The 11,868-nt window shown below is 55.2% G+C and carries 14 protein-coding genes; 9 read left to right on the top strand and 5 right to left on the bottom strand.

All coding sequences use genetic code 11. The features are described 5' to 3' along the window. Positions 1-4: 4 nt before the first annotated feature. From E0486_RS05655 to cysK, 9 genes are all read left to right on the top strand, one after another. The gene (locus E0486_RS05655) at positions 5-616 is read left to right on the top strand and encodes a response regulator transcription factor (protein ID WP_131851175.1); all 612 of its coding nucleotides are present in this window, start codon (positions 5-7) and stop codon (positions 614-616) included. 375 nt (positions 617-991) lie between these two features. Beyond that, a complete protein-coding gene (locus E0486_RS05660) occupies positions 992-3,205 on the top strand; it encodes a PAS domain S-box protein (RefSeq protein ID WP_165917206.1) in 2,214 nt (737 codons plus the stop codon). Between the two features lie 5 nt (positions 3,206-3,210). Beyond that, positions 3,211-3,840 (top strand): response regulator, encoded by a 630-nt coding sequence (locus E0486_RS05665; protein WP_131851177.1) that lies wholly within the window; start codon positions 3,211-3,213, stop codon positions 3,838-3,840. Between the two features lie 159 nt (positions 3,841-3,999). Beyond that, positions 4,000-4,305, top strand: coding sequence for a hypothetical protein (locus E0486_RS05670; RefSeq protein WP_131851178.1), 306 nt, complete (start codon positions 4,000-4,002; stop codon positions 4,303-4,305). A 178-nt stretch (positions 4,306-4,483) separates the two neighbouring features. Further along, the gene (locus E0486_RS05675) at positions 4,484-4,864 is read left to right on the top strand and encodes a phosphoadenosine phosphosulfate reductase domain-containing protein (protein ID WP_207906206.1); all 381 of its coding nucleotides are present in this window, start codon (positions 4,484-4,486) and stop codon (positions 4,862-4,864) included. A gap of 47 nt (positions 4,865-4,911) precedes the next feature. Beyond that, entirely contained in the window at positions 4,912-5,109 is a 198-nt protein-coding gene (locus E0486_RS05680) for a hypothetical protein (RefSeq protein ID WP_131851180.1), read from the top strand. 11 nt (positions 5,110-5,120) lie between these two features. Beyond that, the gene (locus tag E0486_RS05685; RefSeq protein WP_131851181.1) at positions 5,121-5,873 is read left to right on the top strand and encodes a DUF2490 domain-containing protein; all 753 of its coding nucleotides are present in this window, start codon (positions 5,121-5,123) and stop codon (positions 5,871-5,873) included. A 300-nt stretch (positions 5,874-6,173) separates the two neighbouring features. Further along, the gene (epsC, locus tag E0486_RS05690; RefSeq protein WP_207906207.1) at positions 6,174-6,989 is read left to right on the top strand and encodes a serine O-acetyltransferase EpsC; all 816 of its coding nucleotides are present in this window, start codon (positions 6,174-6,176) and stop codon (positions 6,987-6,989) included. Positions 6,990-7,007: 18 nt separating this feature from the next. Next, complete coding sequence (gene cysK / locus E0486_RS05695; RefSeq protein ID WP_131851182.1) at positions 7,008-7,919, top strand: cysteine synthase A; 912 nt, start codon at positions 7,008-7,010, stop codon at positions 7,917-7,919. Between the two features lie 398 nt (positions 7,920-8,317). Here the strand turns inward: cysK and E0486_RS05700 are convergent, their stop codons facing one another. The 5 genes from E0486_RS05700 to E0486_RS05720 form a co-directional block, all read right to left on the bottom strand. Then, entirely contained in the window at positions 8,318-8,527 is a 210-nt protein-coding gene (locus E0486_RS05700; RefSeq protein WP_131851183.1) for a hypothetical protein, read from the bottom strand. Between the two features lie 394 nt (positions 8,528-8,921). Then, the gene (locus tag E0486_RS05705) at positions 8,922-9,737 is read right to left on the bottom strand and encodes an energy transducer TonB (RefSeq protein WP_165917207.1); all 816 of its coding nucleotides are present in this window, start codon (positions 9,735-9,737) and stop codon (positions 8,922-8,924) included. Positions 9,738-10,053: 316 nt separating this feature from the next. Beyond that, positions 10,054-10,992 carry a hypothetical protein gene (locus E0486_RS05710; RefSeq protein WP_131851185.1) on the bottom strand — a complete coding sequence of 313 codons (939 nt, stop codon included), beginning with the start codon at positions 10,990-10,992 and terminating at the stop codon, positions 10,054-10,056. Positions 10,993-10,997: 5 nt separating this feature from the next. Continuing rightward, positions 10,998-11,423, bottom strand: coding sequence for a hypothetical protein (locus tag E0486_RS05715; protein ID WP_131851186.1), 426 nt, complete (start codon positions 11,421-11,423; stop codon positions 10,998-11,000). A gap of 1 nt (position 11,424) precedes the next feature. Next, positions 11,425-11,706 (bottom strand): helix-turn-helix domain-containing protein, encoded by a 282-nt coding sequence (locus E0486_RS05720; RefSeq protein WP_131851187.1) that lies wholly within the window; start codon positions 11,704-11,706, stop codon positions 11,425-11,427. Between the last annotated feature and the right edge of the window lie 162 nt (positions 11,707-11,868).

Consider the following 11,868-nt stretch of genomic DNA (forward strand, 5'->3'; position numbering starts at 1 on the left):
ACCTATGATGCAAGTAGATGTTGTTTGTTCCGATGATCGGCTCCGCGCAGCGATCGCCGATTGCCTCGCCGGCCGCTCCGATATGAGCCTCGGTTTCGCAACCGCCAACCTCCGCGATGCGCTCAAAGCCGCCGGCGTTCTTCCACCTCAGGCATTGATCATCGATGGCGACGAAAAGGAAATGATCGGAGAGCAGCTCGGGCAACTGCAGGCCATCTGGCCCGAAAGCCCGGTGCTGCTGCTGATCGGGATGGCAGATATGGGCAGCGTGGTGACGCTCCTGCACAAACAGGTGCAAGGCTACCTGCTCAAAGAAAACCTGCGGCGGGGCTTGCCGCTGGCGCTCCGGCTGCTGGGCGAAGGCGAGCTCTACCTGGACTCCACCCTGCTCCGCCCGCTGCTGCGCCGCGCGAGCCTGCTTCGGAGCCAGTCTGTACCGCTCTGTGTTACGCGGCAGGAACGCGAAGTGCTCGACCTCGTGCTGGCCGGCCTCAGCTACAAGGAAATCGCCAACCGCTGCTTCCTTACGGCCGACACGCTGAACGCACATATCCGGAATCTCTTTTCCAAGCTGAAAGTGCATTCCAAAACTGAACTCATCACCCGCTTCCGCTAGACGGGGCAAGGGTTGATTCGATAAACTACTTTTTGTTTTCGGGGGATCCGAGACTGCCTTTCCAGGCGGTCTTTTTTTTTACCCGGATCGGTGTAGTCGAAGAACTACAACCGAATACGGATAAATTCTATGTTAATGATGTTCAGTTCTAAAATTAACATAGTATTTTTACTGTAGAAGCTCGTAGAAGCCCTATCATACAGCGGAGCCCCGCCACTCTTTGCCTCGGAATCAAGAAACTCATTGCCTCGTTACGCCTACCAACTGTAAAACACCGTCCCGAAGCGATTGACGGCTTCAGGTCATTTTTTTGAGAACCAACTGATTCCTGCCATGACACCCAATCATGTATCGCCACTTCGTATCGCAGATGGAATGAGTGTCGCCTCCATCGCACCGAAAGTCACCGGGAGCGTGCCTGACTTCTGGAGCGGCATTCCCGACAACCTTTATCGCTTCATCGTGGAGAACTGCCACGAAGGGGTCTGGATGATCAACCCCGAAACACAAACACTTTACGTCAACCGCAAAATGGCCGAGATGCTCGGCTGCACCGTAGACGATCTGATGGGCGGAGACGTGCTTGGCTTTATTGACCCCGCCTACCGTGCTTCCTTTGTTACCCACCAGCTCCTGCGCCGCAACGGCGAGTCCGAACAATACGAATTCTGCCTGCGCAATAAGCTGGACGAGCCCGTGTGGGTGCTGATCGCCGCCACGCCGATCATGCAAAACGACGTCTTCACCGGCACCCTCGCGATGGTGATGGACATCAGCAGCCGCAAGCAGATGGAGACCGAGCTGCTGCAATCGGTTCAGCGCTTTCACCTGGCCCTGCAGGCCACCCGCGACGGCATCTGGGAATGGGACTTCCGCGAAAGCCGGATGTACTTCTCGGCGCGCTTCTGCGAGATCCTCGGCTATGCAGCCGACGATACGGCGCTGGAGCGCTCCTACCACGCCTGGGCCAGCCGCATCCATCCGAGCCACCGCGGCTTCGTGGAGCAGCAGTTGCAGCGCCACCTGGCCGAGAACGTTCCCTTTGAAGTAGAATACCTGCACCTCCACCGATCGGGCACCTATCGCTGGCACAAAGCCAACGGACAGGCCCGCTTCGACGAGAACGGCAAGCCCTACCGCATGGCCGGATCGGTGCGCGACATATCCGAAGAAAAAGAAGTGGAGCAGGCGATGCTCCAGGAGAAAGCTTTTTCCGATTCCATCATCAACAGCCTCCCCGGCGTCTTCTACCTACTCGACGAAAGCGGGCGCCTCGAGCGCTGGAACCGCAACCTCGAGCGCGTAGCCGGCCGCAGCAGCGAAGAGGTGGCCAACATGCCCGCCCTCGACCTGGTGGCGCCCGAAGACCGTCCGCAGGTGCTCGAAGTATTCGAAGCCGCGCTGCGCCAGGGCTGGGGAAAGGCCGAAGCCCGCCTGCAGCATATCGACGGCAGCACCCGCGACTTTTATTTCAACGGAAAGCTTGTACGCCACGGCGCGCGCCACGCGCTGGTGGGCATGGGCATCGATATTTCTGAACGAAAGGAGACCGAGCAGCTGCTTCGCCTGTCGGAATCGAAGTACCGGATGCTGTTCGACTTCAACCCGGTGCCGCTCTTCATGGTGCGCGCCAAAGACCTGCAGTTTCTCGACGTCAACTACGCCGCGATGCAGCACTACCAGTTCACGAAGGAAGAATTCCTGCGGATGTCGTATGCGCAAGTGGAATTCGGCGCCAGCGGCAACAGCCTGGCCGACAGGGCCCAGTCGTTCGACCGCGTGGTAACGCATTCCCGCAAGGACGGCCAGCGGATGCAGATGCAGGTAAGCCATCACCTGATCGATCACAACAACGAAGAAGCGCTCCTGTTTCTTTGCCTCGACGTTACCGAAAAGCTGAAGAACGAAGAGCTGCTGCGCCGCTCCTACGAAGAGATCCGCGAGCTTGCCGTTCACCTGCAGGACGTGCGGGAAAAAGAGCGCACCGAGATCGCCCGCGACATCCACGACGAGCTGGGCCAGGCCCTGACCGCTGTGCGGATGAACCTGTCGAGCATCCTGCGCAAGCCCGAAGAAACGTTGCAGAACCTCGAGAAGATCCGCGAGGCCCTCGCCCTGACCGAGCAAACAATGTCGTCGGTGCGCAAGATCGCCACGGAGCTGCGCCCCACCCTGCTCGACGACCTGGGGCTCGTGGAGGCGCTGCGCTGGTACGTGGACGGCTTCCGCAAGCGGATGGACCTCCAGGTGTTCCTGTGCACGAGCTGCACCGGCACCATTTCCGATCCGCAGATATCGATCGTGATCTTCCGCATTGTGCAGGAATCGCTGACCAATATCGCCCGGCATGCGCTTGCCGGCAAGGTGCAGGTAAGCATCGAGCAATCGGGCACTTCGCTGCTGCTGCGCATCGAAGACGATGGAGTTGGTTTCGATATCGCAACGGCCCGCAAGGCCGACAGCCTCGGCATGCTCGGCCTGAAGGAGCGTGCGCAATCGATTAAAGGAGAATACACCGTTGTCAGCTGGCCCGGCCGCGGAACGGTGGTGCAGGTGTTTGTACCCGACGCTTTTGTCAACTCTAACTGACCCCTATGTTGCGAATTTTAATTGCCGATGACCATCCGATTGTACGACGCGGACTGCGGGAAATTTTACAGGACGAATACACGAATGCGGTCATTGTGGAGGTGTCCGACGCCGACGCGGTGATCGTGGAATGCATGCGCCAGCGATGGGACCTCGTGATTTCCGACATCAGCATGCCGGGCCGCAGCGGCCTCGAGATGCTGTACCAGCTGAAAGAACAACTGCCCCATGTGCCGGTGTTGATGCTCAGCGTGTACCCCGAAGAGCAATACGCCGCCCGGGTGCTGAAGGCCGGTGCGGTCGGCTACCTCAACAAAGACATGGCCCCGCAGGAACTCGTAGGGGCCGTGCGCAAGGTGTTGTCGGGGTCGAAATACATCACGCCGACCGTGGCGGAAAAGCTGCTCGAGAGCCTTCGCCGCGACGGACACCTGATGGAGCACGAAGCACTTTCCGACCGCGAGTTTGAAGTGTTCCGCATGCTGGCCTCGGGCATGGGCATCGCCGGCATCGCCGAGCAGCTCAAGCTGAGCTCTACGACCATCAGCACCTACCGGGCCCGCATCCTCACCAAAATGGGCGCCCGCTCCAACGCCGACCTGGTACGCTACGCGATGGATCATTCGCTGCTCTGAGGGCTGCGGAAAAGTACGCGGGTTTTTACGAGGCCTCCGGATTTACTACAAAGCCGCCCTAAGCGGTTTCCGGTAGGCGGGGAAAATGTGTTTTCCAATCCGGCAGGAAAGACACATCTTTCCGCTGCACGTCACTGTGACTGTAAAATCCAAATCCCTATGCTCTTTTCAACACCATCATCCGGCGGCACCGCCGCCACGCCTCTCCAAACGGAAACCGAAGCAGCAGACCTCGCGCCGCTTTACCAGTGGACCAGTCACGCCCAGCAGATCCGCGCGGAGCTGCAGGAGAACCTGGCTCAAAGCCTGGCCGCCGCCAAGCTGTACCTCGACATGGCCGAGCGCGACGGCGATCGCGTGCTGCTCGCCAAAGCCAAAGACCTTGTAGACCAGGTGATCTACGAGATGATCCGCCTCACACGGCTGCTGCCGCCTGCCGAAATGAGTCTCGCCGTGGCCGTTTAAGCCGGCGCCTGACCGTTACCCTTTTGCAACGCCCCGTCCTGACCGACGGGGCGTTGCCGTTCGCGGTCACGGTTGCGTGCTATACTATATTAATTTGGTAGACTAATTGGCCGTTCCTATTTTCGCCCCGAAAGGGTCTTGCCCCGACAATTGCTTGCTGTAGGACAAAACAATGCGAATGGTATTTCTACAGGAACTCAACGACCTCTTCGCCGGCGGCGATGCCGCGTCGGCCCTGCGCCGCGTTTCGGAGCTGTTTCCGGGGCGCGCCGTCTGCTCCACTTCGCTGGGGCAGGAAGACGGGGTGCTCACCGATCTCATCGCCCGCAACGCTCCCGGCATACGGATTTTTACTATGGATACCGGCCACAACTTTCCCGAAACCATTGCATTCCGCGACCGGATGGCGCCTGAAAGCGGCCTGGAACTGATCGTGCGCTCCGATGCCGCCGGCCTCGACACGGTGATCGCCGAGATCGAGGCGGCTACCCTGTCGGAGCGCGGTGCCCGCATCGACGACAAGCGCTTCGAGCCCGCCCTGGAGAAGCGAAAGAAATAAGGCTATTTCTGGTACCGTAGAAATACGGGACAAAAAACAATTCGCTTATGACCCAACGACCTTTTTCAATGCTCTATACCAATCGCCTCCGGCGCATCGGCCGCTTCCTGTTGCAGGCGCTGCTGGTTGCGCTGCTGATCCTGCTCGGCGCCCGGCTCAATGTGATCAAAGCCCAGGCTGCTTGCCTGACCCCGGATAGCGCCCTGCATCATGTGGCCACCAAAGAAGGCCTGCTCGTGAAGTAATTTCGACGCTTATGAAACAGACATCCTTCCTTGCTTTCTTATTGGCCTGCGGTGCACTATCCGCCGGGGCGCAAGCCAAGATCCGCACACAGTCTACGCAAGCCTGGGTCGGTTATTTCAACCAAACTCGTCTCAGCGACCGCTGGGGGCTTTGGCTCGAAGGCCAACTGCGCACGCAAGACGACCTCGTGGATGGTCTGTCGCAGAGCATCCTGCGCGGCGGTCTTACCTATTACCTCGCCGATAACACCAAGGCGACGGCCGGGTATGCATTCGTCAATCACTTCCCCGCAGATAATCACCCTGACGTCTCGCAGCCCGAGCACCGCGTCTGGCAGCAGGTTCAGTGGCACACCAGGTACCGCCGCCTGCGCACGATGCAGTGGTTTCGACTGGAAGAACGCTATCGTCGCCGCATTGCCGCGGACGGTTCGCTGGGCGAGGGGCATCAATTCAATTACCGCGCGCGTTACAACTTCCTGCTGCAAATGCCGCTGGCACCTGAAGTGCGCAAGGGCACCGTTTCGCTCATCGCCAACAACGAAGTGATGGTCAATTTCGGTAAGGAGATCGTAACGAACTATTTCGACCAGAACCGTGCGTTCCTGGGTGCGGCCTTCAACCTCAACGCCGCCGACAATATCCAGGCAGGCTACCTCAACGTGTTTCAGCAACTGGGCACGCCGGGGCGCTACCGCACGCTTCATACGGCGCGCCTCTCGTTTTTTCACAACCTGGACCTGCGCAAAAAGAACCGCCCATGATCCTTATTCGGCCGCATTCGAATGCGCATCACGAACGCTGGAGCTTGAAGACGATGTCGACAGTGCGCGCGGTACGATGATCGTGCCGGCTGGCGCTGCTCCTGCGCCCTTGCAGTCTTTCACGGCGACGCTCAACCGGATGGATGAAGCCGCGCTCTCGCCCGCAACGACCTATTTACTTCAACACGGAACCAACCTCATCGATGAGTTCAGCAACCGCACGGTTGGGGTCGGATTTATCGCTTCTTTTTAATAAGCTACCGGTCTGGCACAAGGGTAAATTTGAACGAAGGAATTTTTATGGCAACAAACGAGCTTATAGAGGCACTGGTGGCCGGGCGGGGCGCCCGGGAGAACTGGCTGCCGGAGAAGGAGCGGGCACGCGGGTTTGTAGAGGATCTTTTCGGGTTTCTGTTCGGCGATGAAAAAGGCACTGTGCCCCTGCGCGTGCAACTCGAAGAGCGTCTCGACGAGTTGCGTACCGAGCTTTGTCACCTGCTTCGTGAAGACGGGAGCAGCGCCACGGACCGGTTTTTTGCGCAGCTGCCCGAGGTGTATCGCCTCCTGCTCGACGATGCGCGGGCGATCCTGGAAAGCGATCCTGCAGCAAGATCGCTCGAAGAAGTGCTGGCTTCGTACCCTGGCTTCTACGCCACCTACGTGCACCGCGTGGCGCATGCGTTGTGGCGGGAAGGGTGCCGCCTGCTGGCGCGCTTTTTTTCCGAGCACGCCCACGGCCGCACGGGCATCGATATTCATCCCGGCGCGCGGATTGGCCGCTCCTTTGCCATCGACCACGGCACCGGGATCGTTATCGGTGAAACCACCGAGATCGGCAACGACGTGAAGATCTACCAGGGCGTGACGCTTGGTGCATTGAACGTATCCAAAGGCGCTGCCGCAGCCAAACGGCATCCCAGCATCGGCGATGGCGTGGTGATCTATGCGGGCGCCACTATTCTCGGTGGCGACACCGTGGTGGGTGCCGGTAGCATTATCGGGGGCAACGTATGGCTGACGTATAGTGTTCCGCCCAACTCGGTGGTGTACCACAAGAGCGAAGTGCACATCAAGACGCAGGATCCGTTTCCCGAGCCGATCAACTTCAGTATCTGATTTTTAAACAACCAACATATGAAAGCAAACAGCATTCTCGACATCATCGGCAAAACGCCGCACGTGCGGCTGGCCCGTCTTTTCGGCACCGACCACGAGGTGTGGATCAAACTGGAAAAGCAAAACCCAGGCGCTTCCATCAAGGACCGCATCGCGCTCTCGATGATCGAGGATGCAGAGCAGAAGGGCTTGCTGCATAAGGACAGCGTCATCATTGAGCCAACCTCCGGCAATACCGGGATCGGGCTGGCGCTGGTAGCGGCGGTGAAAGGCTACAAGCTGGTGCTGGTGATGCCGGAAAGTATGAGTATCGAACGCCGCCGCCTCATGCAGGTATACGGGGCCGAGTTTGTTCTTACGCCACGGGAGAAGGGGATGAAGGGCGCCATCGAGCGGGCGCAGGAATTGGCGAAGGAAACGCCGGGCGGCTGGATTCCCCAGCAGTTCGACAACGCGGCCAACACCGAAGTGCACCGCCGCACCTCCGCGCGTGAGATCCTTGACGACTTCGCCGACGGCCTCGACTACGTGATCACGGGTGTAGGCACCGGCGGCCACATCACCGCCATCGCCGAAGTGGTGAAGGAGAAAATGCCCAACCTGAAAGTGTTCGCCGTGGAGCCCGAGTTGTCGCCGGTGCTGAGTGGCGGCGCGCCGGCCCCGCACCCGCTGCAGGGCCTTGGTGCCGGCTTTGTGCCTTCCATCCTCAACGTGGGCGCGCTCGACGGCGTCATCCAGGTGGGCAAGGACGAAGCCTATGACTTTGCACGACGGCTGGCGCGTGAGGAGGGCATCTTTGGCGGTGTTTCCACCGGTGCAGCCCTGGCGGCTGTTGCGAAGAAGCTTCCGGAGCTCCCCAAGGGCTCGAAGATCCTTACGTATAACTACGATACGGGCGAGCGCTATTTTTCGATCGAAGGATTATTCTAGCAAATAACGCCCGCGGTGGGGACTGTAATTGTTCCGGGGCAGTTGTTGGCAATGGGAATGGTTCGTCGTTGTGAAGCGACCGGTTGCGCACTGGTGGGCGAGGTGTTTCCGCACATAAGCGTAGCTGCTGCGGGTACTATCGAACGGGTCGCCCGGTGTTTCGTCCTGCTCCACGAAAAAGTCCTTTCTTCCCGCCATCGCTGCGGCCCGGAAGATCCGAGCGAAGTCGATCGTTCCCCGATCTAATGTACGGCGCGGCCCCAACCGTGAAGCAGGGTGCCCTGTCGTTGTTGGGCGGGGATTGATTCTGCGCCCAGCCGGTAGTGGCTGCTGATGGCCTTTAGCCCGCTGCGCCGCAGCTGGTTCGCGAAGTCCGCAGGTTTCATTCCATAAAGAAATTACGAGCCGGTATAAGTGGCGAGCTCCACTTCGCGGTATCCGATTTGGGCCACGCGGCCCAGCGTAGCGGAAGGATCTTGGCCCATTTGCCGGCGAACGGTATGCAACAGGCGGCCAGCCGCTGGCTTCTTTGCCGATAGCAGGGACGGCTGAGGCAGCGAATCCGTGAGCAGGAGCGCGCTGTGTTGCAGGAAGGTGCGGCGGTACATCGTTGAAAGTAGTACTTGTTCCTCACTTTTTTCAAAGCCCGGCCGGGTCGTAGAGGTTGCTGATCGGCTACAAAAAAAGCCCCGGCCTGTAAAGACCCGGGGCTTTGTGAAGTGGCCTCGCCAGGGCTTTTGATTATTAGCTACAATTCAGTGCTGTGGCGAGTTTGGCAGGATTGGGCTGGTGTTCGTTGTCGGTTTGGTGGTCGGTTTTCGTTTTGGGCACTAATTGGCGTCGCTACCATTTGTATGCCGGGTGTACTAGTTTACACTTAGTTGTATCTCGAAGTTTAAAAGCAGCCGTTCGTTCACGAGTTGTATGTGGTTCCGGGTCCAAAGTTTTGTGGCTGCTAAAGCAAAGCCGTATGTATGCTGTATGTGTTTGTATGTGTATGCACTATTCCGAAATAACGAAGGTGATAGGTTGTGTTCTGATGGCTTTGACAGGCTTACCTTGATACATTGCGGGAATAAATTTCGGAGCAAGGCTCATAACCCTTAGTGCTTCACGCTCTACCCCATAACCTACACTATTTAAGACCTTAACATCAGTAACATTTCCATCGGTGTCAACAGTAAACTGCACTTTAGCCGTATATGTACCTGGAGGTATGTTTTTATCTAAGCTGTCTACCTTAGGAGTTGTTGCTAAGAATGTTCTCCATGAAGCAGGATATTTTGTTTCTACATCGAATATGGGTGTTTCGGTTTTTGCAAGTACTTCTGCCTCTGGCGGTATATCAGTTTTTGTAAGTTCTGCATTGGGGTCGTCTTTTGGACTTGCAGATGCTGTTGTGCGAGCTTGATCTTCGTTAAGTTTCCGTTGGCGAAGGGCTTCCATATAGCGCTTGTCGTATTTGTAAGCTTGCTCAATGTAGTTAGCCATACGGTTACCCTGATTGTAAGACCCGCATAGATCTGCTAGCTGGTGGCGTAGGAGTTCACCATTGCCCAAGGTTAGCAAAAGCTGTAAGCAAAGGTTGTCCTGGAACTTGGTATTGTTAGCTACGTTTTCGACTCGTGCAAGTGCATTTGATAGAGAGCCGCCTTCATTCAGTGTTTTGCTGACTAATAGGCTTTTCGAAAGTTGACTCAGTTGCCCGGTTTTATAACGGTAGGCAACGCTTTGCCAGAAAGGTTTCATTTGAGGCACTTGGCTGGATGCAGTTGTTGCAAGTAGTGTTGCAGCTAGGAGTAGGTAGATAAAGCGCATAAAATAAGGTGTGCTCCCTGCTAACATCCAGTAGAGGCACCGCCAAGCGCCTTGCAAGAATGATACGGCAAGAGAGACACACCCGTACGGGTGCGCCTGCTAAGCCGTTCCTTCCTGCTGTGAAAAATTTGGCGGTTTTCTACTGGCGGAACGTTAGAGTCGCAGCTTTTTTAATATGTTACTGTAGCAAAGTAACGCAAATAGCTTAATAAACCGGTGAGCGACACAATCGGCATTTTAAGGCTCTTTTGAGGCGTTGGGAGACATGGTCGCACATGGTTCGGCAAAAGTTGCCTTAAGGGCTTAAAAGTGTCAATTAGATCGCTTGGCTGGCATTTATTTGTTGGGCAATGTAGTAGCAAGCAGTAAACGCTACTTTTTGAGCGAGTTCGGTGGCAAACTCACACTCTTCAGATAGATTTACATCACTGTACAACTCTGTGAGTTTGCTCTTTGTGCGGCTTGCATATACATAGTTCTTTGGCATTTGAGCATTGATGATAGCAAACACATTTTTCAACCCACCGTAAGCCTCAATACCCTTTAGTATGAGATGTGCGTACACATCTTTAGGGGATTGTAGGGGGATAGCCGGGAGTTTTAGCGACTCGAATATGATTTTGCTAAATTCTCTTGCCCAAAGCGCGACCAAGTGGTTTTGAACTTTGCAGGATTGCAAGCTAGCTAGTGTGAAGTCCGGTCGCTGCGGTGAAACATTAAGGTTTAATAGGCGTACCTCGTAGCGGAGCACCTTAAGGTCAAACGGAATACCTGTATTGACAGTGAGGCTTCCTCTAAAGTGCTCCGTTTTGTTATAGAACCGTAAGTAGATGGTGTCTTTCATAAACACTCGCTGCTTATTGGTGTGCCCGAAGTATTTGGCATAGCCCTTGGCCATTTCCATAGCTTCCAGATATGTGCTGGGATTGTGGCGTACAGGTATGTTAAAGCCGAACTCTAATTCACTTATGGGCGTAGAAAGCGGTAAGTTGAGTTCACCAGCTATGGCCTGTATGTTCTGGATATTGGTAACCTTATCGGCATTGAGCGAATTGTATTCCAAGCCGAACTTAGTAATGCTCCCGGCAATTGTCAGGCTTTTAGCTCTCGCAATGACTCGGAGGTTTGCATAGTTCGCCGTGAAGCCTGTTGGCGTGTGCTTAACGTTACTTGTTTTAGGGCTATTGAGCACAATGCTGGTTATAGATGCTATTGTCTCATGGTTGGTTATGTTGATCTTTATTCTGTCTAACATGGCACTTATTGTAATATTAATTGGTTAATAAAGGGAAACGTGGTGGACGCGCTTTTTCGCAGGTTGCGCAGCTTACTGTCAAATGCGCCCGTTTGGACCATTTCAAGTAAGTAAGCGCTATAAGAATTTTTTTCAGGGAATATGAGAATTTCTATGATGCCCAGGTTTGGGGTTATGAGTGCAACTCCCGCATCCATGTTTTTAGCGAGATGACATAGGCCGTACCAAGTTGGCCATGCTGTGTGCATTGTTATGGTGGTGCTGTTTACAGCAAGGGCAGCGGTAAACGTTATCTGTGTTAGTGTTTTCAAGTCGACGTCTTTCTCAAACGGGGCGTACTTGCCAAATGAAAACTTTCTAGAATAATGTCGCTTATTGTCATCGTCCTCTGCAAAGACGTAGTAGAGGGGGGTAGTTAGCTTGGCCTTCATGTCATTTGCCTTTTAGTGATTTGCTTTTTATGCTTTGATCGAGTTCTTGTTTGTTATAACGGATTTGCCTCCCAACTGGGTAAGCCGTAAGCTTATACCCCTTGGTTAGCTTTCGGAGCGTTGGTTTGGAAACGCCTAGGTATTTACAAGCCTCGTCGAATGTTAGCCATTCCTCGCCCTTTTGTTCTTGGACGGCTTTTAGCGTTTCAAAGGCTTTGTTTATGGCCTTAGTTATGAGGTTCGTGAGTTCTGGCTCAGTGATCAGCATTAATCTTTCCTGCATTTTGCCTTGATTTCACTTAGTAACTAGTTCGAAAAATCAATTTCGGGCAGTTGTAGCTGCCCATTTACTATGTTTTGCACTAAATGATTGAAAGACATAGTGTTGCAAGAAGCAAACTAAATATTCGATTATCGAATAATTGCTTGGGAGAATATTTTATTA

This window comes from Flaviaesturariibacter aridisoli (genome assembly GCF_004343705.1).
Lineage (GTDB): Bacteria > Bacteroidota > Bacteroidia > Chitinophagales > Chitinophagaceae > Flavisolibacter > Flavisolibacter aridisoli.

Excerpts from the sequence above, each read along its gene's own strand:
- cysK (WP_131851182.1), top strand. The coding sequence starts at position 7,008 with ATGAAAGCAAACAGCATTCTCGACATCATCGGCAAAACGCCGCACGTG.
- E0486_RS05700 (WP_131851183.1), bottom strand. The coding sequence starts at position 8,527 with ATGTACCGCCGCACCTTCCTGCAACACAGCGCGCTCCTGCTCACGGAT.
- E0486_RS05685 (WP_131851181.1), top strand. The coding sequence starts at position 5,121 with ATGAAACAGACATCCTTCCTTGCTTTCTTATTGGCCTGCGGTGCACTA.
- E0486_RS05720 (WP_131851187.1), bottom strand. The coding sequence starts at position 11,706 with ATGCAGGAAAGATTAATGCTGATCACTGAGCCAGAACTCACGAACCTC.
- E0486_RS05665 (WP_131851177.1), top strand. The coding sequence starts at position 3,211 with ATGTTGCGAATTTTAATTGCCGATGACCATCCGATTGTACGACGCGGA.
- E0486_RS05710 (WP_131851185.1), bottom strand. The coding sequence starts at position 10,992 with ATGTTAGACAGAATAAAGATCAACATAACCAACCATGAGACAATAGCA.
- E0486_RS05715 (WP_131851186.1), bottom strand. The coding sequence starts at position 11,423 with ATGAAGGCCAAGCTAACTACCCCCCTCTACTACGTCTTTGCAGAGGAC.
- epsC (WP_207906207.1), top strand. The coding sequence starts at position 6,174 with ATGGCAACAAACGAGCTTATAGAGGCACTGGTGGCCGGGCGGGGCGCC.
- E0486_RS05670 (WP_131851178.1), top strand. The coding sequence starts at position 4,000 with ATGCTCTTTTCAACACCATCATCCGGCGGCACCGCCGCCACGCCTCTC.
- E0486_RS05655 (WP_131851175.1), top strand. The coding sequence starts at position 5 with ATGATGCAAGTAGATGTTGTTTGTTCCGATGATCGGCTCCGCGCAGCG.
- E0486_RS05660 (WP_165917206.1), top strand. The coding sequence starts at position 992 with ATGAGTGTCGCCTCCATCGCACCGAAAGTCACCGGGAGCGTGCCTGAC.
- E0486_RS05675 (WP_207906206.1), top strand. The coding sequence starts at position 4,484 with ATGGTATTTCTACAGGAACTCAACGACCTCTTCGCCGGCGGCGATGCC.
- E0486_RS05680 (WP_131851180.1), top strand. The coding sequence starts at position 4,912 with ATGACCCAACGACCTTTTTCAATGCTCTATACCAATCGCCTCCGGCGC.
- E0486_RS05705 (WP_165917207.1), bottom strand. The coding sequence starts at position 9,737 with ATGCGCTTTATCTACCTACTCCTAGCTGCAACACTACTTGCAACAACT.